Origin of the sequence: Providencia sp. PROV175 (assembly GCF_032707045.1) — a bacterium.
GTDB classification, from domain to species: Bacteria; Pseudomonadota; Gammaproteobacteria; order Enterobacterales; family Enterobacteriaceae; genus Providencia; species Providencia hangzhouensis.
Window position 1 is genome coordinate 1025444 of the sequence record NZ_CP120533.1, and the last position, 26121, is coordinate 1051564.

Consider the following 26121-nt stretch of genomic DNA (forward strand, 5'->3'; position numbering starts at 1 on the left):
TAAATAATGAGCAATGATCGATAAATATGAGCTTAAATATCGATAATACCGAATTGTTAACAGAAAAATTTAAATATTAATGCAATTTGCTTGAACTATGTCACTTCTATAGCCGGACATAGAGAGTGGGAACTGATAAAATTGTGGGTGGCAGAAGATAAAATTTAGTAACAATTATGTGAGAATACCTGCTTAAGTGATGACGATTACTTGAGCTATTTTTTATTTAATGAGTCGCTATCATTCATTGCTGAATCGTTAGCTTAGGGTTTAACTGATAAACTTGTGCAGATCTTATGATTAAAATTAAAAAAGGCCTCAACCTTCCTATCGCAGGTGAGCCAGCCCAAGTGATAGAAGACGGCCCGAAAATTCAACACGTAGCTGTGCTAGGTGAGGAATATGTCGGAATGCGTCCTTCGATGCTGGTTAAAGAAGGTGAGCGTGTAGTTAAAGGACAGGTTCTTTTTGAAGATAAAAAGAACCCAGGGGTTTTATTTACAAGCCCAGCCTGCGGTAAAATTGTTGCTATTCATCGTGGTGAGCGTCGTGTGCTTCAATCTGTTGTCATCGAAATTGATGGTGATGAACAAGAAACATTTGCAGCTTATACTCGTGATGAGCTATCAACATTAACGCAACAACAAGTCGAAGATAACTTGATCAAATCGGGTCTGTGGACATCTTTAAGAACGCGTCCATTTAGCCGTTCACCACAACCGGGTTCTTCACCTATCGCTATTTTTGTCACTGCAATGGATACTAACCCACTTGCAGCGGATCCTGTTTTAATTATTAAAGAGCAAGAACAAGCATTTAACGATGGGCTTTTGGTTCTAAGTCGTTTAACAGAAGGTAAAATCCATGTGTGTCATGGAGAGGGAGACTTACCGAAGAATACGGCACACAACCAAATTTCTTATACTCAGTTTGCAGGGCCGCATCCTGCTGGTTTAGCGGGAACTCATATTCATTTCTTAGAACCTGTGAGTATTAAGAAAAAAGTTTGGAGCCTTAATTACCAAGACGTTATTGCTATTGGTAAGCTATTTGTTACGGGTCACCTATACACAGACCGCGTGATTTCATTAGCAGGGCCACAAGTTGAAAAACCTCGTCTTCTGCGTACTCGCCTAGGTGCTGATTTATATGAATTAACACAAGGTCAGCTTAAAGCGGGTGAAAATCGTATTATTTCCGGTTCAGTCCTTTGGGGCGTGACATGCGATGATACCCATCACTATCTTGGTCGTTTTCATAATCAAGTCTCAGTGTTAGCCGAAGGTCGCAATAAAGAGTTATTTGGCTGGATTATGCCTGGTGTTAATAAATTTACGATTACTCGTACCACAATCGGGCATTTCCTGAAAAATAAACGTTTTAATTTTACAACGACAATGAACGGTGGCGAGCGTTCGATGGTGCCAATTGGTAACTACGAGCGAGTCATGCCTCTTGATATCATGGTCACTCATTTATTGCGCGATCTCCTTGCTGGAGACACTGACTCATCACAAGAATTGGGCTGTTTAGAGTTGGACGAAGAAGATTTAGGTTTATGTACCTACGTTTGCCCAGCGAAATATGAATATGGTCCGGTGCTACGCGATGTTCTGACCAAGATTGAGCTAGAAGGGTGATTCCATGGGTCTGAAAAATTTATTTGAAAAGTATGAGCACCATTTTGAGCCCGGTGGAAAGCTAGAAAAATACTATGCGTTATTTGAAGCAGTTTCGACTGTTTTTTACACGCCGGGTACGGTAACAAAAGGGCGTTCTCATGTCAGGGATACTATTGACCTGAAACGTATGATGATATTGGTGTGGCTAGCGGTTTTCCCAGCTATGTTCTGGGGAATGTATAACGTTGGTAACCAAGCCATCCCAGCTTTGCATCAATTATATAGTGGGGCTGAATTACAGCAAGTTTTAGCTAGTGATTGGCATTATAGCTTAGCGCAGTTTTTAGGCGCATCACTTTCGATGGATGCGGGATGGGGAAGTAAAATGCTGCTGGGTGCAGTGTATTTCCTTCCTATTTATGCAGTCGTTTTCTTAGTCGGTGGTTTCTGGGAAGTGTTATTCGCCATGATCCGCGGCCATGAAATAAACGAAGGCTTCTTTATTACCTCGATTCTATTTGCCTTAATTGTGCCGCCAACCATTCCTTTATGGCAGGCTGCATTAGGTATCACGTTCGGGGTTGTTATTGCGAAAGAAATTTTTGGCGGTACTGGGCGTAACTTCTTAAACCCGGCATTGGCTGGACGTGCTTTCTTATTCTTTGCTTATCCTGCTCAAATATCAGGTGACTTAGTTTGGACCGCTGCAGATGGCTTCTCTGGTGCAACACCATTATCACAATGGGCAACAGGTGGTGAGCATGCGCTAATGAACACAGTGACTCATGAGCCTATTACTTGGATGCAAGCCTTTTTAGGTAATATGCCAGGTTCAATTGGTGAAGTGTCAACTCTGATGCTGTTTATTGGTGGGGCTCTTATCATGTTCTTCCGTATTGCATCATGGCGCATTGTCGCTGGTGTGATGGTTGGTATGATTGCAATGTCCTACCTATTCAACGCCATTGGCTCTGATACCAACCCGTTATTTGCTATGCCATGGTGGTGGCACATGGTACTCGGTGGTTTCGCATTCGGTATGATTTTTATGGCGACAGACCCGGTATCAGCTTCATTCACAGACAAAGGTAAATGGGCGTACGGCATTCTGATCGGTGTAATGTGTGTTCTTATCAGGGTTGTTAACCCAGCTTATCCAGAAGGGATGATGCTGGCGATCCTATTCGCCAACCTGTTTGCTCCTCTGTTTGACTATCTGGTCGTTCAAGCAAATATTAAGCGGAGAAAAGCTCGTGGCTAATGAAAAACCAATTAATAACGATAGCGTCGGCAGAACATTTCTAGTTGTTTTTATTCTTTGTCTAGTGTGCTCTATTGTCGTCGCAGGTGCTGCCGTTGGTTTAAAACCACAGCAGCAAGAACAGATTCAGTTAGATACTCAACGTAACATTTTAAGTGTTGCTGGGTTGCTACAGCCTAAAATGACCGCTGAGGAAGTTCAAAATGTGTATAAGGATCGCATCGAACCTAAACTTTTGAATTTTAAAACTAATGAATTATCTGATAGCACTAGCCGTTATGACTTAAATAGCGAGCTACGCAGCGAAGAAACGAGTATTGCACTCTCTCCTGCAGAGGATATTGCAAAAATCCGCCGTCGTGCCAATAGCGCTGAAATCTATTTGGTTAAAGATGAAGCAGGAAAAGTATCACAAATTATTTTACCTGTTTACGGTTCTGGTTTGTGGTCTGTCATGTATGCCTTTATTGCGGTAGATGTAGATGGTGTTACCTCTCGTGGTATTACTTACTACGCACATGGTGAAACACCAGGGCTGGGTGGTGAGGTTGATAACCCTCAGTGGAAAGCACAATGGCCAGGTAAAAAGCTGTTCAATGAACAGGGGGTTCCGGCAATTAAAATCGTGCGCGGTGGTGCTACAGATAACCCATACGGTATCGACGGCCTTTCAGGTGCGACTCTAACATCGAACGGGATCCAACATATGTTTGATTTCTGGTTAGGGGATAACGGTTTTGGTCCGTTCCTGAAAAAAGTACGTGAAGGAGCGCTGAATAATGGCTGATTCAAAAGAAGTAAAACGCGTCCTACTTGGGCCGCTATTTGATAACAACCCAATTGCTTTACAGGTATTAGGGGTTTGTTCTGCACTTGCAGTGACAACGAAGTTAGAAACCGCGCTCGTTATGACGATTGCTGTAACCTTAGTAACGGCTTTTTCTAACTTCTTTATCTCACTCATCAGGAACTATATTCCGAGTAGTGTGCGTATTATTGTTCAAATGGCGATTATTGCGTCTTTAGTTATTGTCGTTGACCAAATTTTACGTGCATACGCTTATGAAATATCAAAACAACTTTCTGTATTTGTTGGCTTGATTATTACTAACTGTATCGTCATGGGACGTGCTGAAGCTTACGCAATGAAAGCACCACCAATTGAAAGCTTCATGGACGGTATTGGTAACGGCCTTGGTTATGGTGTGATCCTTGTTTTAGTCGGCTTTTTCCGTGAGTTATTTGGTTCCGGCAAATTGTTTGGTATCACAGTTTTTGAATCACTACAAACCGGTGGTTGGTACATGCCAAATGGCTTGTTCCTCCTCGCGCCAAGTGCATTCTTTATCATTGGTATGCTGATTTGGGGACTACGTACTCTGAAACCAGCTCAGGTAGAGAAGGACTAATCACATGGAACACTATATTAGCCTGTTTGTTAAAGCCATTTTTATTGAAAATATGGCATTAGCGTTTTTCTTGGGAATGTGTACTTTCCTTGCGGTGTCGAAGAATGTAAAAACCGCTTTTGGGCTGGGTATCGCTGTAACGGTAGTTCTGGGGATCTCTGTCCCAGCCAATAACTTAGTATACAACTTGGTGTTACGTGATGGTGCGATTGCCGAAGGTATCGATTTATCCTTCTTGAACTTCATCACTTTTATCGGTGTTATTGCCGCGTTAGTTCAGATTCTTGAAATGATTTTAGACCGCTACTTCCCGTCACTGTATAACGCGTTAGGTATCTTTTTGCCATTGATTACCGTTAACTGTGCCATTTTCGGTGGTGTTTCTTTCATGGCTCAGCGTGATTATAACTTTAGCGAATCGATTGTGTATGGGTTCGGTTCGGGGATCGGTTGGATGCTCGCAATCGTATTGCTGGCGGCTATCCGTGAGAAGATGAAGTACTCAGATATTCCATCGGGTCTAAAAGGGTTAGGTATCACCTTTGTGACAACCGGTTTAATGGCATTGGGCTTTATGTCCTTCTCCGGTGTGCAGCTATAAAGGCGAGAAGAATTCATGGAAATTATTATTTTAGGTGTCGTGATGTTTACCCTGATTGTCTTGGTGCTGACAGGTTTAATCCTGTTTGCTAAATCCAAGCTAGTCAATACAGGGAACATCAAAGTTGAAGTTAATGGCGATCCAGACAAAAGTTTTGAAGCTCCGGCGGGCGACAAACTGTTAGGCATGCTATCAAACCAAGGTATTTTTGTTTCATCAGCATGTGGCGGCGGTGGCTCTTGTGGTCAGTGCCGTGTGAAAATCAAAGAAGGCGGTGGTGATATTCTGCCAACTGAGCTTTCACACATCAACAAACGTGAAGCAAAAGAAGGCTGCCGATTAGCGTGTCAGGTCAACGTTAAGCAAGATTTAAAAATTGAGCTTCCAGAAGAAATTTTTGGTGTGAAAAAATGGGAGTGTGAAGTTATTTCTAATGATAACAAAGCCACTTTCATTAAAGAGCTTAAACTGAAAATCCCAGAAGGAGAGGTAGTTCCTTTCCGGGCGGGTGGTTTTATTCAGATTGAATGTCCGGCACATGTTGTCAAATACGAAGATTTTGATGTACCAGAAGAGTACCGCGAAGATTGGGATAAATTTAACCTGTTCCGTTATGTGTCTGAGGTTAAAGAGCCAACTGTTCGCGCCTATTCGATGGCAAACTACCCGGAAGAGTATGGCATTATCATGCTAAACGTGCGTATTGCTACGCCACCACCTCGTAATCCAGATGTCCCACCGGGGATCATGTCTTCTTATATTTGGTCATTAAAGCCAGGGGATAAAGTCACTATTTCTGGGCCGTTTGGTGAATTTTTTGCTAAAGAAACGGAAGCAGAAATGGTGTTTATCGGTGGTGGTGCGGGAATGGCGCCAATGCGTTCTCACATATTTGACCAACTGCGTCGTTTGGATTCTAAACGTAAGATCAGTTTCTGGTATGGTGCGCGTTCAGTCCGTGAAATGTTCTACACTGAAGATTTTGACCAACTTGCCGCAGAACATGAAAACTTTACATGGCATGTCGCGCTTTCAGACCCTATGCCTGAAGATAATTGGGATGGTTATACAGGTTTCATCCATAATGTCTTATATGAAAACTACTTAAAAGACCATCCAGCGCCAGAAGATTGTGAGTTCTATATGTGTGGACCTCCAATGATGAATGCTGCTGTGATTAAAATGTTGAAAGACCTCGGTGTTGAAGATGAAAACATCCTATTGGATGACTTCGGTGGTTAAGCAACTTAGCTGATTTTATTAGACTTATCAAAGTCAGTAGACAGTAACACTTTAAAGAGGGAAAATATTTTCCCTCTTTGTGATTTTAGTAAATCTATTAAGTGCTAATTAGTTAGCGCTTAATAGGTAGATTTATAATTATTTTGACTGGAACATTCTCTGCATGGGTGACGATGTAAAGTGTGTTAATAGTCTGGGCGGCCTTAACAAAATGCGCTCATGATTGACGCGGAGAAAATTATGCTAAGTAAAAGAATCTATACCCCAATACTGCTATTTGTTGCAGCTCTGTTTCTTACTGCCTGTGGTGGACCTGAACAACAGAATCTTCAGGGGCAAACGATGGGGACGTACTATTCGGTTAAATATGTTACAGATTCTTCGGAGCCAAAGCCTGAAGTCATTCAAGCCGAAATAGATAAACGTTTGGAGGAAGTTAATGACCAAATGTCAACATATCGCCCAGATTCAGAATTAAGTCGTTTTAATCAATTTAAAGAAGTGAATACGCCGTTCCCAGTTTCTGCAGCAACCGCAACTGTGGTTAAAAAAGCCATTGAAATTAATAAGCTTACTAATGGTTCATTAGATGTAACGGTTGGGCCTTTAGTTAATTTATGGGGTTTTGGCCCTGAAGGAAGAGTGACTAAAGCGCCTTCTGATGAAGAGTTGGCTAAGCGTAGAGCCTGGACTGGTATCGAGAAACTCTCGGTTCAGGATAATAACTTAATTAAAACGATCCCTGAGCTGTACGTCGACCTTTCATCAATTGCTAAAGGTTATGGTGTCGACGTTGTTGCTGAATATTTAGAATCATTGGATATCAATAATTATATGGTTGATATTGGTGGTGAAGTGCGTACGAAAGGAACAAATGGTAAAGAAGTACCATGGCGTATTGCAATAGAAAAACCTGTCGCGGATGGGGTAAGCCAAACAGCACAAGAGATTATTGAACCAGGTGACCGTTCTATCGCTACATCAGGAGATTACCGTAATTATTTCGAGCAAGATGGTGTTCGTTTTTCTCATACCATTGACCCAAAAACAGGCAAGCCAATCACTCATAATTTAGTTTCTATTACGGTGATTGCAGAAAATTGCATGAGTGCTGATGGCCTATCTACGGGGCTAAGTGTTTTAGGGCCTGAAGTTGGCTTTGATTTAGCTGAAAAAATGAATATTCCTGTTTTTATGATTGTTAAGACAGATAAAGGTTTTGAAGAGCGTTATACTAAGGCATTCGAACCATTTTTAACTAAAAAACAGTAGTTGTGGGAGGATAAAAGATGCTAAATGTTTTTATTGCAGCCTTTGTACTGTTTTTGCTGGCCTTTTTAGGCATGTCACTTGGATATATTATTAAGCGTAAGAGTATCCAAGGTAGCTGCGGCGGGTTAAGCAGTATTGGTGTTGATAAAGTGTGTGATTGCCCTGAGCCTTGCGATGCACGTAAAAAGCGTATGGCACGTGAAGAAGCCCGACAAAAAATACTGGATAAAAACCGTATTATTTGAATAGTAATATTTAACGGTTCTATAACTAGTAATGAGCCGGAGATGTCTAAATATAGTTATTAGACATCTCCAAATATTACTTTCCCGTTATACAGTCTAAATTAATTGCATTTTCTTAGCACATGAAACAGAGACAGGGTAATTAACATGCATGCTTTTTGTCTCACCATCAAATCTAATCGTGACCTTTCCATTATCATTGTTGTTAATTTGGCAAGGTAAAAAATCACCACTACTCCACAGTTCATTACTTTTCGTAGTAATTTTAGCTTTCCAAGCACTTTTACCTGTTGTTGAGTAAGGGAATGAATTTACGTTAGAGCTAGATGTGGCATGTGCTAGATTATAAAATATAAACACATTATCATAGGGGTTATCACTATTATGATAATGTATTTCAACTTTCCTTAATGTTTCATTCCAATAATTCTCGACAATCATTGTTCCAATATTTGACATATAAAGCCTTTTTTAAATTATTTTAAATAGAATTTTTGTGATGGATTAAATATATCAAGTTTTCTATAGCAGTAAATTAAGAACAATTATTATTAATTGATGAAAAGAATGTTTTTAAGATGTGATTTAATTCCTAAGCTATTATTAAAGTAATAATAGCTTAGGTGATGTTATTAGATTATTTTTTAAATGCTTTTGGGGAATCAACCATTACAGCATCAACACCAATTTCTTTTGCGAGTTGGTAGTCACTGTCAGTATTAACACCAAAGACAATGATATAGGCATTACCATTTTTTCTAAAACAGTCAATGGCTTCTTTATCCCATGAAAGGGTTGCTGGCGAGCGTGCTTCGCCTAAAGTATATTTTTCGACCACTTCAACTTTACGATGTAGTTCAAAGCCATACCAGCGAGTTGTTGTTTTGTCATTTTCTATTGAACATTGATGGTTCATCACAACATTTGCCAACAGGGTGCGAGTCTCATCACGACTTTCAAATAATGGGATCTTTGGAGAAAGGGATTTGAGTGCTTTTAAAAATTCATCATTAGTGGAATAAAAACGTACTTGGTTAAATGCATTAGTTTTATCTAAGAGGGCTAAAATCGCCTTTGCTTGAATATCAGGGTTGGCGTCAGGGGATTTTAAATCTACGTAGAAAGTTGTGTCTGGGTATTTTTGCAGAATATTTTTTAGTGTAGTGATAGTTGTTTTTTGTAAGGGGAATTGCTGATTATGTTTTTGACTAAACTTATAAGCAGCATTGACATGATTGAGTTGTTCTACTATATAAGCAGATACGTTACCTTTTTTGTCCGTCAATGAATCTAGATCACTCGGACGATATAGGACTAATTGATTATCTTTACTAAGTTGAACGGTAAGCCAAATAGCATCGGCATTATTTTGCTTGGCTAAATCAATGGCATAAATTGTGTTTTCTGGTGCATCTGCTGTTCCTGCACGGTGAGCTACAATTTTAGGGGATAGCGCTAAATTAGGGGATAGTGCGAAAACTGTTTGGCTAGCAAGCAGCATAATGAGAGGAGCCATAAATTTAACATATTTTGATGTTGATATAATTGCCATAGAGATGATCCATAAATAGTTTTTCAAGATATTGTTGTTGGTAAAACAACTCTTTTTATTACTTTTTTGTTTAAAAGTAAGTAGTAATACTTATTTTTAAGACAAACTTTAAGCCGAATCTAGAGTTGGATAGCTTGGCAGATGATTATTGCAATAATATGAATTACGTAATTATCATGGAGTTAGCTTTTTCATTCGTCAATTTTATGGTGATGTGACAATAATTGCATGGCTAATAAAAATACTGTATATTTAATCAGGTGTTTGATTGGCAGAGTTAACCCGTGCGTAAAATTATTCATATTGATATGGACTGCTTTTATGCAGCGATCGAAATGCGTGACGACCCAAGCCTTCGTAATGTCCCCATTGCAGTGGGGGGAAGCGCAGATCGCCGAGGCGTTATTAGTACTGCAAATTATGAAGCCCGTCGCTACGGTGTTCACAGTGCGATGTCTACTGCGATTGCACTTAGGCTTTGCCCTCACTTGAAAGTGGTTCCTGGGCATATGGCACTTTACAAAGAAACCTCCCTGTATATTCGAAAAATATTTGCTCGCTATACTGACCTCATAGAACCACTTTCTCTTGATGAAGCTTATTTGGATGTCACTGATTGTACGCAATTACATGGCTCTGCAACGCTAATTGCTGAGGCCATTCGCCAGCAAATCTTTGATGAACTGCAATTAACCGCTTCAGCGGGGATAGCGCCAATAAAATTTTTGGCGAAAATAGCTTCAGATATGAATAAACCCAATGGCCAATTCGTGATCACGCCGCAAAATATGGATCAATTTATTCTTAGCTTGCCCCTTAAAAAAATTCCTGGCGTGGGTAAGGTAACCGCTCAGAAATTAGCGGATATGGGGTTACTCACTTGTGCTGACGTCCAAAAATATGATGTTGTTACATTGGTTAAAAGCATGGGTAAATTCGGGCAGGTACTTTGGGATCGATGCCATGGTATCGATGAGCGTGCTATTAACCCTGATAGGCTTAGGAAATCGGTAGGAGTTGAACGTACACTTACAGAAGATATCTATCAATGGGAAGATTGCTTGCCGTTGTTGGATAAATTATACGATGAACTCCAACTGCGTTTAGCAAAGGTAAAGCCTGACCTTCGTATTGCTCGCCAAGGTGTAAAATTTAAATTTGCAGACTTTCAGCAAACGACACAAGAACATGTATACCCAGTTCTCAATAAACAAGATTTGGTACAAATAGCGAAACAAGTTTGGGATAATCGCCGCTTAGGGCGTGGTGTTCGGTTAGTTGGTTTGCATGTGATGCTGCAAAGTCCTCAGCTTGAACGGCAATTATTACTTGAATTTTAAAAAACACCCATCGTATGATAGGTGTTTGATTTACAATTAATTAGTTGTTTATTCTTTAACTGGAATTGCTTTTAAAACCGCAGTTAATAATTTCCAATACTCACCAACGCTTGCAATATGCACACGCTCATCAGGGGAGTGCGCACCACGAATAGTTGGCCCAATTGAAACCATATCCATGTCTGGGTAAGGCTTTTTGAATAAGCCACACTCAAGGCCTGCGTGGATCACCATCACATTAGGAATTTTACCGAATAGTTTGTTGTAGGTATCACTGACTAAATGCATCACTGGTGAGTCTGCATCGGGCTGCCAACCAGGGTAACTGCCTTCTGCTCGATATTGGGCTTGTGCTAATTTACTGATAGATGTCAGCATGTTAACAACGTAGTTCTTGCCGCTATCGATAAGTGAGCGAACAAGGAAGATAATTTCTGCTTTATCTTCAGTTAGGCGTACCACACCTTCATTAAGTGACGTTTCAACCACGCCAATAGCTACGTCGCTCATGCGAATTACACCGTTCGGTGCTGCATTTAAGAAGAAAACAAAACGCTTTTGGCAATCATCAGAAAGGGCTTTTAATTCGCTTTGCGTTTCATCTAGTAGCAGAACAAGGTTAGGCTCAACGACGGCTAATTCATTTTTCAGAATATCTTCATAACGAGCTCTTAGGGCAGTTAACTCAGCGACTTTGTTCGCAGGAACGGCAATAATGGCGTAAGCTTCCCGAGGAATGGCGTTACGAACAGTACCACCTCTGAAATCTAATAGTTTTAGGTTTAAATCTTCTGCGTGGCCAGCTAGAAAACGTGCTAACAGCTTATTGGCATTACCTAAGCCTAAATGTACATCACCACCAGAGTGCCCACCTTTTAGGCCTTTTAGGGTCATTGTGAAGGTTTTATAGCCTTGTGGTAATGCTTCACGTGTCAGGTCAAACGTAGAGGTAAAGTCAACCCCACCAGCACAACCCATGTAAATTTCACCTTCTTCTTCTGAGTCGGTGTTAATCAGAATATCGGCTTGTAACCAGCCTGCTTTCAAGCCAAACGCACCTTCCATGCCGGCTTCTTCAGTCATGGTCAGAAGAACTTCCATTGGCCCATGCTCAACACTATCATCAGCAAGAACAGCCAACGCAGAAGCTAAGCCAATGCCGTTATCAGCACCTAAAGTGGTTCCTTCAGCGGTGACCCATTCACCATTAACATATGGACGAATTGGATCTGTTTTAAAGTCATGTACCGTGTCGTTATTTTTCTGTGGCACCATGTCTAAGTGAGCTTGTAAAACAACGCCTTTGCGGTTTTCATAACCAGGGGTTGCAGGTTTACGGATCAGAATATTACCCACTTCATCACGTTCAACGTGAAAGCCTTTTTGTTTTGACCAATCAACAATATGTGCGGCTAAGGCTTCTTCGTGATACGAAGGGTGTGGGATAGAACAGATTTTAGCGAAGATATCCCATAGCGGTTGGGGGGATAATGTAGCTAGCTCAGACACGTCTCTCTCCTTTTATTTTCCCTTTATATTTCAATCTGTAGCGTTGTTGGCTTCATTCATAAATCCCAGTCACATACTTATGTATGCTCCTAGGATTTACTCATTTGCCGCCTAGCTACAAATTGAACTATTTAGGGATAATATCCTGAATAACTCAGTAGGAGCTGATTGGCAACCAACGTTAATTTCAGCTTCAATTTTAAAAGGAATATTGCTGTAATTATGACCTAACAGCCTGAAGTTTCGAATTAAAGGCTGCCTCTTTTATAAACTCAGGATAACACTTTCTTTTGAGCAATGGACAGTGTAAATGATAATAATTAATGGCGAATGGTGCTTTTTGCTGGTTTTTAACCGGCCAAATCACTATAATCTCGCGCAACCTTTTTTCCGCAAGACACTTTTCAGATTTACTCAGCAGTCGGGACCCGAATTTTATGAGCGAAAAATATGTCGTAACGTGGGATATGTTGCAAATACATGCCCGTAAACTCGCACAACGTTTATTACCAGTAGAACAATGGACCGGTATTATCGCGGTTAGCCGTGGTGGCCTTGTTCCTGGAGCACTGCTTGCACGCGAACTTGGTATTCGTAACGTTGACACCGTTTGTATTTCTAGCTATGACCATGACAACCAGCGCGAATTAACCGTGATTAAACGTGCTGAAGGTGATGGTGAAGGCTATATTGTCATTGATGATTTGGTGGATACAGGCGGCACAGCTCAAGCTATCCGTAACATGTACCCTAAAGCACATTTTGTCACCATCTTTGCAAAACCTGCAGGCCGTCCATTAGTTGATGACTACGTAGTTGATATTCCACAAGACACATGGATCGAACAACCATGGGACATGGGTGTCGTTTTTGTTAAACCATTGTGTGAACAAGATAAATAAATCTGTTTTTCATGAGCGTTTTAGGTGAAAACATTGTAATTATAAAGCGTTATAGGTTTTATTGATTGCAAAAACACATTAATACCTAAAATTTTTGAGCTAAACACGATATAATTTGGGGAGTGCATTTTTGCATTCCCTTTATTTTTGGCCAAATTCAACTCTGATCGACAAGGAAATAGGGATGACTCAGCAAAACCTTTCAGAAAAACTTTTCAAACCTAAAGTCAGACAAGTTGAAACATCAACATTAGTCTCTTATTCATCTCAAACAATTTCTCAAATTAAAGAACACAGTGTGTTAAGTGGCTCCCATCATGCGGGTTGGTATCGTATGATTAATCGCTTAATGTGGATTTGGCGGGGAATAGACGCCTTAGAAATTGAAGAGGTGCTAAGCCGTATTGCTATCTCAGATGCTGAGCGTAGTGATGATAATTTATTGGATACAGTCATTGGTAATCGTCGTGGAAACTGGTGTTTTGAATGGTCCCAGCAAGCCATGCATTGGCAGCAAAAAGCGTTAGAGTTTGAAAAAGGTGCAGAAGCAGGGGATGCTTGGTTGCGTTCTGCTAATTTGTACAGCATTGCAGCTTATCCTTTTATTAAAGGTGACGAGCTGGCTGACCAAGCTATTTTGTTGGCTTGTAAAGCGTATGATAGCGCAGCAAAATTTTCTCAATATCGCTTAAAGAAAATTCCATTTAAAGTTGATGGTGGAAAAGAAGTCTGTGGCTTTTTACATATTCCTTCACAGGGGCAAGGGCCTTATCCGACAGTGATGATCTGTGGCATGTTAGATAGCTTACAGATTGATTTTTGTCGCTATTTTCGCGACTACCTCGAACCACTCGGTATTGCAATGCTAACACTGGATATGCCGTCAATTGGTTATTCGGTTAAACACAAGCTTACGCAGGAAACGAGCACCTTACATGAGCAAATCGTTCGCCAGCTTGGGGATATTGCTTGGATTGACCATACGCGTTTTGGCATCGTTGGTATGCGTTTTGGCGCAAATATAGCGTTAAGATTAGCTTATATGTGCCCTGATAAGATTAAAGCGGTTGCTGTCATAGGGCCAATTGTCCACAGTTTATTGCATGAAGAGAAATATCAACAAGATATTCCTCGGATGGTTTTGGATGTATTCGCCAGTCGTTTGGGTGTTTATCAAGTTGATGGTTCTGCTTTACGTCATGAATTAAGTTGCTATTCACTTAAAAATCAAGGGCTTTTGGGGCGGCGCAGTAAGGTCCCAATGCTATCGGTTAGTCTTAAAGATGATATTTACAGCCCCAAAGCAGAGTCTGATTTAATTCGACGTTCATCGATGGATGCTGACACGATAATGCTACCAAGCCAGCCCGTTTTTGCTAATTTTGAAAAGGCGCTAAGTGAAACTACTAATTGGTTAAAAGCAAAAATACTTTAATTTTATTTAATAACTTGCTTATTTTTTCCCATTTGTTAAAAAGGTGTCTTCCCAAGAAGGAGATCCTTAACATGGCTTTACCGACTGATTACTCAAATGGAAAGTATTTAAAGAAGTTTGCTTCGATAGGACCTTATTTACGTGAAAAACAATGTTTAAATGGCTGTTATATATTCGATAGCCTCGTTGTTTGCGTGAATGCAAATATTGCCCCAGAAAAACGTGAATTTTGGGGGTGGTGGCTAAAATTGGTTGCAACTGATAAGGGGTTTGAATTTACTTATCATTTGGGCCTATACAACAGCCATGGTAGTTGGCAAGTTAAAGCATTAAAAGATGCACCAACCATTGAGGCGACAGAGCAAAATTTAGTGTCTTTTCACCAAGCTCTTGCAAAACAACTATCTGAACTTGAGTTAAGCCTCTTTCCCTCCCCGCTAATGACAGAATTAAAACTGGAATTAAGCGCATAAATTTGTTTTAAACCAACTTTTGTTGAATTTTGCGTTATGCCTGTTGGCATAACGCGCTTCTCCTGATAAAAATGATACCTACTTTTTGGTTTATTAATCCTAATGGCAGAAAAATGATGAAAAATAGCCAGACGCTGGTAGTTAAATTAGGGACCAGTGTATTAACAGGGGGCTCGCGCCGTTTAAATCAAGCTCATATTGTTGAGCTGGTTAGGCAGTGCGCGCAGCAATATGAAAAAGGGCATCGTATTATTATTGTGACTTCTGGGGCAATTGCCGCAGGTCGCGAACACTTAAATTACCCCGAACTGCCGGCTACCATAGCATCTAAACAGTTGCTTGCGGCGGTCGGTCAAAGTCGTTTAATCCAGTTATGGGAACGGTTATTCTCCATTTATGGCATTCATATCGGGCAGATGTTACTGACACGAGCCGATTTAGAAGACAGAGAACGTTTCTTAAATGCACGAGATACCTTGCAAGCACTGCTAGATAACGGAATCATTCCAGTTATCAATGAAAATGATGCTGTGGCTACCGCAGAAATCAAAGTCGGTGATAATGACAATCTATCCGCTTTGGCCGCGATTCTTGGCGATGCAGATAAACTGCTATTATTGACAGATATCGAAGGCTTATATGATGCTGATCCACGCAGTAATCCAAATGCAAAATTGATCCCTGAAGTGTATGGTATCAATGATGAACTTCGCGAAATGGCGGGGGGAAGCGTTAGCGGGTTAGGAACCGGTGGAATGGCAACTAAATTACAAGCAGCAGATGTCGCGGGTCGTGCAGGAATTGATGTTATCATTGCAGCAGGCAATAAACCGGATGTTATTAATGCGGTTATTGAAAATCTTCCAGTTGGTACCCGTTTTTATGGGCAAAAAAATCCAATGGAAAATCGTAAACGTTGGATTTTCGGTGCTCCAGCAGCTGGAGATGTGTACATTGATGATGGTGCACAACTGGCAATTATGGAAAAAGGCAGTTCATTATTGCCAAAAGGTATTAAGAAGATTGAAGGCGATTTCTCCCGAGGCGCAGTGATCCGTATTCGTAATATGGCAGGGAAAGATCTTGCTCATGGGGTCAGCCACTATAACAGTGATGCACTTAGAATGATTGCTGGGCACCATTCACAAGAAATCAGCAAAATACTTGGCTATGAACACGGTTCTGTGGCTGTTCATCGTGATGATATGATAGTGAGTTAATTATGTTAGAGACAATGGGTAAGGCTGCAAGGGTTGCTTCATGGCAATTAGCTCAGTTAAGTACCAAACAAAAAAATGCAGCACTATTACAAATTGCAGATCTACTAGAACAAGATAATGCAGTTATACTTGCAGCGAATCAAAAAGACATGGCGCAGGCAAAAGCAAGCGGTATGACTGAGGCGTTACAAGACCGCTTATTGCTGACGCCAGAGCGTTTAAAAAGTATTGCTGATGATGTTAGAAAAGTATGCCAATTAGCTGATCCTGTTGGGCAAATCATTGATGGAAGCCAATTGGATAGCGGCTTAAATTTACAGCGCCGCCGTGTCCCATTGGGGGTTGTCGGTGTCATTTATGAAGCCCGCCCTAATGTCACCGTTGATGTGGCTTCGTTATGTTTAAAGACAGGTAATGCGGTCATTTTACGTGGCGGGAAAGAGACGCATCATACTAACCTTGCGGTGGTGGAAGTTATTCAAAAAGCATTGGAAAATAGCGGCTTGCCAGCAGATGCAGTACAAGCTATTAATAACCCTGACCGTGAATTAGTTGCGCAATTACTCAAATTAGATCGCTACGTGGATATGCTAATCCCTCGCGGCGGTGCGGGTTTACATAAATTATGTCGTGAGCAATCAACGATCCCAGTAATTACTGGGGGAATTGGTGTTTGCCATACATTTGTTGATAAATCGGTAGATTTTAATAAAGCCATTAACGTGATTATTAATGCAAAAGTTCAGCGCCCAAGCGCTTGTAATTCACTGGAAACATTATTAGTTCATAAAGAGATTGCGAATGAATTTCTGCCGTTTTTAAGTGAAAAAATGGCACAGCAACAAGTCACATTACATGCGAGTGAAAAAGCGCTTCCATTGCTAAAACAAGGCCCAGCTAAAGTTGTTGATGTAAAACCTGAAAACCTTGTCGATGAGTGGCTATCACTGGATCTTAACGTAGACATTGTTGATGATATTGACGCGGCTATCGACCATATTCGTCATTATGGTACAGCCCATTCTGATGCTATCTTGACAGAATCTATTCACCAAGCTGACTATTTCGTTCAATGTGTAGATTCAGCCGCGGTATATGTTAATGCAAGCACTCGCTTTACCGATGGTGGGCAGTTTGGTTTAGGTGCAGAGGTCGCAGTGAGTACGCAAAAATTACATTCACGTGGCCCTATGGGGTTAGATGCACTAACAACGTACAAATGGATCGGGTATGGTGACTTTTTAAGTCGTCCATAATGAGTAAAAATGATGAGATAGCCACACTTGTGTGGCTTTCTTTTTTTATTTGCCAAACTAGGCAGTTTATCATAAGCAAATTTGTAATCGGTATTGCTTAGTATTTATGATGATGGGATGAAATTTAATGTTTTACATTATCGGTCCAAGAGGTTCGGGTAAAACCACAATTGGTAAAAAATTTGCAGAATCTAAAGGTTATCAATTTGTTGATACAGATAAATTGATTTTAGAAAAAGCGGGAAAAAGTATTGCAGAAATTGTTGAACAGCACGGTTGGGATTACTTTCGCCAGCTAGAGACTGACGTCCTTAAGTCGATTACGCAAAGCGATATGATTGTTTCAACTGGTGGGGGGCTTGTTCTTGCAGAAGAAAATCAGCAAATTATGCGTAATAACGGCACCGTGATTTACTTAAATACCCACCCTGAAGTTTTAGCAAAACGCCTCGCTGCGGAACCGCAAGCGGATCAGCGACCAAGTTTGACAGGAAAATCTTTAGTTGAAGAAATTGAAGAAGTAATGCAACAAAGGGAGCCTATCTACCGTGCGACAGCACATCATATTATTGATGCGGCACAGCCTGTCGACGACATCATCGCACAACTTAATGATTTAACTTAAACTCATGAGTGATAAGCCAGCGGTGTTTTCGGAATATACTAATTAGAGTAAAGGGAGTAGCTCAGTAAGATAGAAGTCACTAAAGGTATAGTCGTATCACACTAATATATAAAAATATAATCATAGTATAGGGACTCATTATGTTGGCAAAGATAGTCAAAACAGTACTTAAATTTTTGTTTCGCGTACAAGTTATTGGCGACGCGAAAGAATTTAATCAAGATAAATGCTTAATTACGCCCAATCATGTTTCTTTCCTAGATGGTGTATTAATCGCACTTTTTTTGCCTGTCAAACCTGTATTTGCTGTTTATTCAACATTTGCCACACCGAAAATGGTGAAGCGCCTTAAGCCCTATGCGGATATTGTCCCTCTTGATCCTGCCAACCCTCTAGGTATTCGTCATCTAGTTAAAGAGGTAGAAAAAGGGCGCCCAATAGTTATTTTCCCAGAAGGCCGAATTTCGGTTCATGGCTCTTTAATGAAAATATACGAAGGAGCGGCTTTTGTGGCAGCAAAGTCAGAAGCAAAAGTTGTTCCTATTCGTATAGAAGGTGCACAATATAGCCATTTTGGGCGGCTGAAAGGAATTTTTCCATTAAAATGGTTCCCGAAGATCACATTGCATATATTGCCAGCACAAGAAATTCCAATGCCAGAAGCTCCTAGAGCGGTAGAGCGTCGTGCTCTGGCTGGTGAAAATCTGTACCAAATCATGAAGTCCGCACGTATGTCTTGTTTACCACAAGTCACATTAGTTGAAGAATTTATTCAAAGTGTTCAGTTTTTTGGGCGCCGCACGCCTTGTATTGAAGACATCGCATTTAAAGAGGATTCATATCAATCTCTATTGAAAAAAACCTTAGGGGTTGGTCGTATTATTGAACGCTATACTCATGAAAATGAAAGAGTTGGCCTATTATTGCCAAATGCGACAGTCACCGCAGCCGCGATTTTTGGCGCTTTAATGAGAGGCCGAGTACCTGCCATGCTTAATTACACTGCGGGCAGTCACGGTATTAGTAACGCTTTAAAAGCTTCAGCAGCGAAAGTGGTCTTTACTTCCCGCCAATTTTTGGAAAAAGGCAACTTAACGCATATTCCAGAACAAGTGCCAGAAGCAAGTTGGATTTACCTTGAAGATTTAAAAGACACGGTAACATGGCAAGATAAAATATGGATTATTAAGCACTTATTTAATCCTAAAAAAGCCATTATTCCCCGAAAGCCGTCCGATGAAGCGATTGTTTTATTCACATCCGGCTCGGAAGGTACACCGAAAGGTGTTGTTCACAGCCATGCCAGCTTGATGGCAAACGTAGAACAAATTAAAACGATCGCCGATTTTACACCTCGTGACCGCTTTATGTCGTCACTTCCATTATTTCACGCATTTGGTTTGACGGTTGGCTTATTTATCCCTCTATTTTCAGGTAGCCGAGTTTTCCTTTATCCAAGCCCATTACATTACCGGATCATTCCTGAATTAGTCTATGACAAAAACTGTACGGTATTATTTGGAACATCAACCTTTTTAGGTAACTACGCACGATTTGCTCATCAGTATGATTTTGCACGTTTGCGTTATGTGGTTGCGGGCGCAGAAAAATTATCAGATAAAACCAAAAAAATCTGGTTCGATAAATTTGGCATCCGAATTCTTGAAGGCTATGGGGTAACTGAGTGTGCACCTATTGTTTCAATTAATGTGCCAATGGCCGCTAAAGAAGGCTCTGTAGGGCAAATTTTACCCGAAATGGAAGCGCGAATTATCCCCATTTCTGGTATTGAACAAGGTGGTAAATTACAGCTTAAAGGCCCAAATATCATGAAAGGGTATTTGCGTGTGGAAGCGCCTGGGGTACTTGAAACACCACGAGCTGAAAATGCACAAGGTGAAATAGAGGAAGGTTGGTACGACACAGGTGATATCGTTGAACTAGATCATAAAAATTTCTGTACGATAAAAGGCCGTGTTAAACGTTTTGCTAAACTTGCGGGTGAAATGGTTTCTCTCGAAAGTATTGAGCAAATGGTGGCATCTCTTTCTCCTAATGCAAATCACGGTGTGGTTACAAAGCCAGATAGCAGTAAAGGTGAAGCGCTTGTTTTGTTCACAACAGATAAAGAACTAGACCGTAGCGCATTATCCAGCGCAGCCAAGAGCAAAGGGTTAACCGAGTTAGCGGTTCCACGTGATATTCGTTTTGTTAAAGAATTGCCAGTACTAGGTAGTGGTAAAACGGATTTTGTCACATTAAAGCAAATGGCATTAAAGGATGAATAACATGCAAGAGAATGCTTCCAATGTACCGTTAATGAGCAGAGGAATGAAAGCTGTACTTGCTTCACAGTTTCTTTCTGCATTTGCAGATAATGCTTTATTATTTGCCATATTAGCCCAACTTAAAGCCGAGTTTTATCCTGAATGGAGTCATCCTATCTTACAAATGGTGTTTGTTTTCACTTACATCGTTTTAGCGCCATTTGTTGGGCAAATTGCAGATAGGTTCTCAAAGGGCCGAGTGATGTTGTTTTCTAACATCTTTAAGTTTATTGGGGCATTAGGGATTTGTTTTGGGCTAAATCCATTCCTTTGCTATGGGTTAGTAGGAATCGGCGCGGCTTCATATTCACCAGCTAAATACGGTATTTTAGGTGAGCTCACAGGTGGAGATAACCTTGTTAAGGCCAATGGTGTCATGGAGGCTTCAACAATCGCAGCCATTTTAGTGGGATCGGTTGTTGGAGGAATGCTTTCTGATATTAACTTAATCTTAGCGCTAGGCACATGTGCTGTATTGTATGCGTTAGCCGTTATTGCGAATTTTTTCATCCCACACTTAGCTGCCGCGAGGCCTGGAAAAGGTTGGGATCTTAAACTGTTAATTACTTCTTTTTTCAATGCCTGCCGGGTGCTATGGGCTAACCAAGAAAGCCGTTTTTCACTAGTTGGAACCAGCTTGTTCTGGGGGGCTGGGGTAACGCTGCGTTTTCTGCTCGTTGCATGGGTGCCTGTGGCATTGGGATTACAAGACAACACAACGCCGACTATTTTAAATGCGATGGTTGCCGTGGGAATAGTTGCAGGAGCCGGGCTTGCTGCCAAGTTTATTACCTTAAAAACGGTTTATCGCTGCATTCCTGCGGGAGTTATTATAGGTGTGATGGTGGTGTTACTTTCGTTGCAAACTAATATTATTCCATCCTATTTTATTTTAATCATCCTTGGGATCTTCGGCGGTTTATTTGTCGTTCCGTTGAATGCATTATTGCAAGAAAAAGGGAAGGAAACTGTTGGAGCAGGGAATGCGATTGCAGTACAAAATTTAGGTGAAAATAGTGCAATGCTAATTATGTTAGGCTTGTACTCATTAGCAATTAAAGCAGGTTTGTCAGTTGTGAATGCCGGTATTGGTTTCGGTGCTGTATTCGCAATTGCGATTGCGGGTTTATGGGTTTGGGATCGCGCTCGTAAAAAAATGGCATAAAGGTAGATAACATCATGATAGATGAGAAGCGGCTTGAAACTCTGAGTATTCAGGTTGGGCTGAAACTGAAAGAACAGGGTAAAACAGTCACAACCGCAGAGTCATGTACCGGGGGCTGGGTTGCCAAAGTTTTAACCGATATATCGGGTAGCTCAGATTATTTTCAGCGTGGCTTTGTGACATACAGTAATGAAGCAAAGCATCAAATGATCGGTGTTAAAGATGAGTCTTTACAGCAGTATGGAGCTGTAAGCCAACAAGTCGTTACTGAAATGGCGACAGGCGCTTTACAAGAAGCCTGTGCAGATTTTGCTGTTTCAGTTAGTGGAATAGCAGGCCCTGGGGGCGGTAGTGTAGAAAAACCTGTTGGTACAGTATGGTTTGGTTTTGCACAGAAACAGGCAGACCAAACGGTATTAGTCACAACACAACATCAAGTGTTTCAAGGAAACAGAAATGAAGTTCGTTTTCAATCAACACTTTATATACTTGAAACACTTTTAAAGCAGTTAAGTTAAAAATTTCCTTGATACTGTATGATTATACAGTATAATTAATTTCAACAAACCGAATTCAATCGTTTTATTTGCAGTGGTCAAATCATTGCACTTAGGGAGTAAACATGGCTATTGATGAAAACAAACAAAAAGCACTTGCAGCAGCATTAGGCCAAATTGAAAAGCAATTTGGTAAAGGTTCCATTATGCGTCTTGGTGAAGACCGCTCTATGGATGTTGAAACTATCTCAACAGGCTCCTTATCCCTTGATGTTGCATTGGGTGCTGGTGGCTTGCCACTAGGTCGTATTGTTGAAATCTACGGCCCTGAATCTTCAGGTAAAACAACACTAACTCTGCAAGTTATTGCTGCAGCGCAACGTAGTGGTAAAACATGTGCTTTCATCGATGCTGAACACGCTTTAGACCCTATCTATGCTAAAAAATTAGGCGTTGATATCGATAACTTACTATGTTCTCAACCGGACACCGGTGAGCAAGCGCTAGAAATTTGTGATGCATTAACTCGCTCAGGTGCGGTTGATGTGATCATCGTTGACTCCGTTGCTGCATTAACACCAAAAGCTGAAATTGAAGGTGAAATTGGTGATTCACATATGGGCCTAGCTGCTCGTATGATGAGCCAAGCAATGCGTAAGTTAGCTGGTAACTTAAAAACATCTAATACCTTACTGATCTTTATCAACCAAATTCGTATGAAGATTGGTGTTATGTTTGGTAACCCAGAAACAACAACAGGTGGTAATGCATTAAAATTCTACGCATCTGTTCGTTTAGACATCCGCCGTATTGGTGCTGTTAAAAATGGCGAAGAAATCGTCGGTAGTGAAACTCGCGTTAAAGTGGTAAAAAACAAAGTTGCAGCACCGTTCAAACAAGCTGAATTCCAAATTTTGTATGGTGAAGGTATTAATACCTTCGGCGAGTTAATTGACTTAGGTGTAAAACATAAGTTAATTGAAAAAGCAGGGGCTTGGTATAGTTATAACGGCGATAAAATTGGCCAAGGTAAAGCTAACTCAACAAATTATTTAAAAGAGCACCCTGAAGTCGCTCAAGAAATTGATACCAAACTGCGTGAAATGTTATTGAATCACACTGGTGAATTTAGTAGTGCAGCAACAGACTTTATCAGTGATGCTGATGAAGAAGAAACACCAGAAGAATTTTAATTTTAATCTAATTAATTGATTAATAAGCAAATTATAGGCGATCCGCTGATGTGGTGGCGCCTATTTTATTTTTAACCTATTACATTAATAGTTTATTGAACAGTTTTTCTGTGGAAAAATACACCAGTGCAAGGTATAAACATACTTTCAGAAAATATCTAGACGCTTTACAATGAAAGCTGCGAATGGATGTATCTATATTTTACTTCTGCACAAAGAGACTTTATCTTATCAGTCACTTTTTAATCGGAGAGTTGATTAGAGGTGATGTTACATTCCATCTCAACAATTCGTAATTCTGTTTCCAGCTTGATATCGGGATAAATATGAGTAAAAGCACCGCTGAGATCCGTCAAGCGTTTCTCGACTTTTTTCATACAAAAGGTCATCAAGTGGTCTCTAGTAGTTCACTAGTGCCAAATAATGACCCTACACTATTGTTCACAAACGCAGGGATGAACCAGTTCAAAGATGTATTTCTTGGTCTGGATAAAAGAGCATATTCCCGAGCGACAACCGCGCAACGCTGTGTGCGTGCAGGTGGTAAACATAACGACTTAGAAAATGTGGGCTATACCGCCCGCCACCATACATTTTTTGAAATGTTAGGCAATTTTAGCTTTGGCGATTACTTTAAGCATGACGCTATCCGTTTTGCTTGGGAGTTATTGACTAGCGAAGAATGGTTTAACTTACCAAAAGAAAGGTTGTGGGTAACCGTTTACGCAACTGACGATGAAGCTTATGATATCTGGAATAAAGAAATTGGTATTCCAGTTGAGCGTATTATTCGTATTGGTGATAACAAAGGCGCACCATATGCGTCAGATAACTTCTGGCAAATGGGTGATACCGGTCCTTGTGGTCCATGTACCGAGATTTTCTATGATCACGGTGACCATATATGGGGTGGCCCTCCAGGAAGCCCAGAAGAAGACGGTGACCGCTATATTGAAATTTGGAATTTAGTCTTCATGCAATTTAACCGTCAGTCTGACGGGACAATGGAGCCTCTACCAAAACCTTCAGTTGACACAGGAATGGGCTTAGAGCGTATTTCTGCGGTATTGCAGCACGTTAATTCAAACTATGAAATTGATATCTTCCGTGACCTTATTGCTGCGGCAGCTAAAGCAACAGGTGCGACGGATTTAGAGAATAAATCATTACGCGTTATTGCTGACCACATTCGTTCTTGTGCATTCCTTGTCAGTGATGGTGTTATTCCATCAAATGAAGGTCGTGGTTATGTTCTGCGTCGTATTATTCGACGTGCTGTTCGTCACGGTTATATGCTTGGTGCCAAAGACACTTTCTTCTACAAATTAGTCGCGCCATTGATTAAAGTCATGGGGCCTGCGGCCGATGAACTTGCACGCCAGCAAGCTATGGTTGAAAAAGTTCTCAAGACCGAAGAAGAGCAATTTGCACGCACGTTAGAACGCGGTCTTCAATTATTAGATGAAGAACTTGCTTCACTGAAAGGGGATACTCTGGATGGTGAAGCGGCATTCCGCTTATATGACACCTATGGCTTCCCAATCGATTTAACGGCAGATGTTTGCCGTGAGCGCAATATTAAAGTCGACGAAGAAGGTTTTGAGCGGGCGATGGAAGACCAGCGTCGTCGTGCGCGCGAATCCAGTGGTTTTGGTGCGGATTATAACTCTTTAATTAAAGTTGATAAGCGTAGTGAATTCTCCGGTTATCAATATGATGAGCAACAAGCCACTATTACTGCATTATATAAAGATGGCCAACCTGTAGACAGTTTGAATGCGGGTGAAGAAGGCTTAGTTATACTAGATAAAACTGCATTTTATGCAGAGTCTGGTGGGCAAGTCGGTGATACTGGTTACTTAAATAATGACAATGCGAGCTTTAAAGTCACTGATACACAAAAATATGGTCAAGCAATTGGGCATATTGGTAAGGTAGAGGCGGGTTCACTGGTTGTTAACCATAGAATTACCGCTGTTGTGGATAGCGCTAGACGTGATGCGATCCGTTTAAATCACTCAGCAACACACTTACTGCATGCGGCATTACGCCAAGTATTAGGCGACCATGTTTCTCAAAAGGGTTCATTGGTTAATGACAAATACTTGCGTTTTGACTTCTCTCATTTTGAAGCGATGACACAAGAGCAACTACGTCAAGTAGAAGATATTGTGAATGCACAAATCCGTAAAAACTCAGAAATTGAAACTGAACTGATGGATTTAGAAGGCGCTAAAGCAAAAGGTGCTATGGCATTATTCGGTGAAAAATATGAGGAACGTGTACGTGTTCTGAGTATGGGGGATTTTTCTATCGAGTTATGTGGTGGTACACATGCGCGTCGTACAGGAGATATTGGTTTATTCCGTATCTTGAGTGAATCTGGTACGGCTGCAGGTGTTCGTCGTATTGAAGCGACTACAGGCACAATGGCGATTGAAAGCATTCACAATCAGTCAGAGCAACTTTCAGCAATTGCACACTTAGTGAAAGGTGATATTAATAGTCTTGTCGAGAAAGTAAAAGCGGCGTTAGACAAATCTCGCCAACTCGAAAAAGAAATTGTGCAACTAAAAGATCAACAAGCATCTCAAGAAAGTGCTTCACTAAGTAGTAAAGCGAAAGACGTGAAAGGCATCAAATTATTAGTCACTCAATTAGCGGATACTGATCCTAAGTTGTTGAGAACTATGGTTGATGACCTTAAAAATCAGTTGAAATCAGCGATTATCGTGCTTTCAACAACAAGTGGTGATAAAGTCAGTATGATCGTTGGGGTAACTAATGATTTGACTGCTAAAGTTAAAGCAGGGGACTTAATTTCCTATATTGCAAGTCAGGTAGGTGGTAAAGGTGGCGGTCGCCCAGACATGGCTCAAGCGGGAGGTACTGACGTTAGCGCATTACCTGCTGCTATGGCAAGTGTCGAAGAATGGGTCGAAGCGCGTCTGTAAGCACTTACAAAGTTGCCTCAT

Annotated in this window: 23 protein-coding genes; 20 read left to right on the forward strand and 3 right to left on the reverse strand. The window is 40.9% G+C overall.

Going from position 1 to position 26121, the window contains the following annotated elements; all coding sequences use genetic code 11:
- Positions 1-296 precede the first annotated feature (296 nt).
- The 8 genes from P3L44_RS04440 to nqrM all read left to right on the forward strand — a co-directional run bounded on the left by P3L44_RS04440 (position 297) and on the right by nqrM (position 7652).
- Positions 297-1640: a Na(+)-translocating NADH-quinone reductase subunit A gene (locus P3L44_RS04440; RefSeq protein WP_004264753.1), complete on the forward strand. Its 1344-nt coding sequence runs from the start codon at positions 297-299 to the stop codon at positions 1638-1640.
- A 4-nt stretch (positions 1641-1644) separates the two neighbouring features.
- On the forward strand, positions 1645-2883 hold the full coding sequence (locus tag P3L44_RS04445; RefSeq protein ID WP_004264756.1) for an NADH:ubiquinone reductase (Na(+)-transporting) subunit B: 1239 nt from the start codon (positions 1645-1647) through the stop codon (positions 2881-2883).
- Entirely contained in the window at positions 2876-3670 is a 795-nt protein-coding gene (locus tag P3L44_RS04450) for a Na(+)-translocating NADH-quinone reductase subunit C (protein WP_110592315.1), read from the forward strand. The genes P3L44_RS04445 and P3L44_RS04450 overlap by 8 nt, the downstream gene beginning before the upstream one ends.
- Positions 3663-4292, forward strand: a complete 630-nt coding sequence (locus P3L44_RS04455) for an NADH:ubiquinone reductase (Na(+)-transporting) subunit D (protein WP_004264762.1) — start codon at positions 3663-3665, stop codon at positions 4290-4292. Before P3L44_RS04450 ends, P3L44_RS04455 begins: the two co-directional genes overlap by 8 nt.
- A gap of 4 nt (positions 4293-4296) precedes the next feature.
- Positions 4297-4893: an NADH:ubiquinone reductase (Na(+)-transporting) subunit E gene (gene nqrE / locus P3L44_RS04460; protein WP_004264764.1), complete on the forward strand. Its 597-nt coding sequence runs from the start codon at positions 4297-4299 to the stop codon at positions 4891-4893.
- Positions 4894-4908: 15 nt separating this feature from the next.
- On the forward strand, positions 4909-6135 hold the full coding sequence (gene nqrF, locus P3L44_RS04465) for an NADH:ubiquinone reductase (Na(+)-transporting) subunit F (protein WP_004264766.1): 1227 nt from the start codon (positions 4909-4911) through the stop codon (positions 6133-6135).
- A 240-nt stretch (positions 6136-6375) separates the two neighbouring features.
- A complete protein-coding gene (locus P3L44_RS04470; RefSeq protein WP_272662734.1) occupies positions 6376-7407 on the forward strand; it encodes an FAD:protein FMN transferase in 1032 nt (343 codons plus the stop codon).
- Between the two features lie 17 nt (positions 7408-7424).
- Positions 7425-7652, forward strand: a complete 228-nt coding sequence (gene nqrM / locus P3L44_RS04475) for a (Na+)-NQR maturation NqrM (RefSeq protein WP_004264769.1) — start codon at positions 7425-7427, stop codon at positions 7650-7652.
- A 96-nt stretch (positions 7653-7748) separates the two neighbouring features.
- Here the strand turns inward: nqrM and P3L44_RS04480 are convergent, their stop codons facing one another.
- Both P3L44_RS04480 and P3L44_RS04485 read right to left on the reverse strand, forming a co-directional pair.
- Positions 7749-8111 carry a hypothetical protein gene (locus P3L44_RS04480; protein ID WP_110732236.1) on the reverse strand — a complete coding sequence of 121 codons (363 nt, stop codon included), beginning with the start codon at positions 8109-8111 and terminating at the stop codon, positions 7749-7751.
- 178 nt (positions 8112-8289) lie between these two features.
- Complete coding sequence (locus P3L44_RS04485; protein ID WP_272662732.1) at positions 8290-9204, reverse strand: glycerophosphodiester phosphodiesterase family protein; 915 nt, start codon at positions 9202-9204, stop codon at positions 8290-8292.
- Positions 9205-9488: 284 nt separating this feature from the next.
- Here P3L44_RS04485 and dinB point away from each other — a divergent pair, with 284 nt between their 5' ends.
- Positions 9489-10544: a DNA polymerase IV gene (gene dinB, locus P3L44_RS04490; RefSeq protein WP_272662730.1), complete on the forward strand. Its 1056-nt coding sequence runs from the start codon at positions 9489-9491 to the stop codon at positions 10542-10544.
- A 48-nt stretch (positions 10545-10592) separates the two neighbouring features.
- On the opposite strand, the gene pepD is transcribed toward dinB, so the two are convergent.
- Complete coding sequence (gene pepD, locus P3L44_RS04495) at positions 10593-12053, reverse strand: beta-Ala-His dipeptidase (RefSeq protein WP_109911973.1); 1461 nt, start codon at positions 12051-12053, stop codon at positions 10593-10595.
- Between the two features lie 437 nt (positions 12054-12490).
- Here pepD and gpt point away from each other — a divergent pair, with 437 nt between their 5' ends.
- The 11 genes from gpt (at position 12491) to alaS (ending at position 26100) form a co-directional block, all read left to right on the forward strand.
- Positions 12491-12955 carry a xanthine phosphoribosyltransferase gene (gene gpt / locus P3L44_RS04500; protein WP_004914086.1) on the forward strand — a complete coding sequence of 155 codons (465 nt, stop codon included), beginning with the start codon at positions 12491-12493 and terminating at the stop codon, positions 12953-12955.
- Between the two features lie 184 nt (positions 12956-13139).
- Positions 13140-14390 carry an esterase FrsA gene (frsA, locus tag P3L44_RS04505; RefSeq protein WP_272662728.1) on the forward strand — a complete coding sequence of 417 codons (1251 nt, stop codon included), beginning with the start codon at positions 13140-13142 and terminating at the stop codon, positions 14388-14390.
- A 71-nt stretch (positions 14391-14461) separates the two neighbouring features.
- Positions 14462-14863 (forward strand): sigma factor-binding protein Crl, encoded by a 402-nt coding sequence (gene crl / locus P3L44_RS04510; protein WP_036958914.1) that lies wholly within the window; start codon positions 14462-14464, stop codon positions 14861-14863.
- 116 nt (positions 14864-14979) lie between these two features.
- Positions 14980-16083 carry a glutamate 5-kinase gene (proB, locus tag P3L44_RS04515; protein ID WP_036958967.1) on the forward strand — a complete coding sequence of 368 codons (1104 nt, stop codon included), beginning with the start codon at positions 14980-14982 and terminating at the stop codon, positions 16081-16083.
- Between the two features lie 2 nt (positions 16084-16085).
- Complete coding sequence (gene proA, locus P3L44_RS04520) at positions 16086-17339, forward strand: glutamate-5-semialdehyde dehydrogenase (protein WP_004264803.1); 1254 nt, start codon at positions 16086-16088, stop codon at positions 17337-17339.
- A 127-nt stretch (positions 17340-17466) separates the two neighbouring features.
- Complete coding sequence (gene aroL / locus P3L44_RS04525) at positions 17467-17964, forward strand: shikimate kinase AroL (protein ID WP_004264804.1); 498 nt, start codon at positions 17467-17469, stop codon at positions 17962-17964.
- Between the two features lie 140 nt (positions 17965-18104).
- Positions 18105-20252: a bifunctional acyl-ACP--phospholipid O-acyltransferase/long-chain-fatty-acid--ACP ligase gene (gene aas, locus P3L44_RS04530; RefSeq protein WP_004264805.1), complete on the forward strand. Its 2148-nt coding sequence runs from the start codon at positions 18105-18107 to the stop codon at positions 20250-20252.
- Position 20253: 1 nt separating this feature from the next.
- Positions 20254-21456: a lysophospholipid transporter LplT gene (gene lplT / locus P3L44_RS04535; RefSeq protein ID WP_036958917.1), complete on the forward strand. Its 1203-nt coding sequence runs from the start codon at positions 20254-20256 to the stop codon at positions 21454-21456.
- A 14-nt stretch (positions 21457-21470) separates the two neighbouring features.
- A complete protein-coding gene (gene pncC / locus P3L44_RS04540) occupies positions 21471-21974 on the forward strand; it encodes a nicotinamide-nucleotide amidase (RefSeq protein WP_004264808.1) in 504 nt (167 codons plus the stop codon).
- 104 nt (positions 21975-22078) lie between these two features.
- Positions 22079-23146, forward strand: a complete 1068-nt coding sequence (gene recA / locus P3L44_RS04545) for a recombinase RecA (RefSeq protein WP_094962029.1) — start codon at positions 22079-22081, stop codon at positions 23144-23146.
- A gap of 326 nt (positions 23147-23472) precedes the next feature.
- Positions 23473-26100, forward strand: a complete 2628-nt coding sequence (gene alaS / locus P3L44_RS04550) for an alanine--tRNA ligase (protein WP_140172711.1) — start codon at positions 23473-23475, stop codon at positions 26098-26100.
- Positions 26101-26121 lie beyond the last annotated feature (21 nt).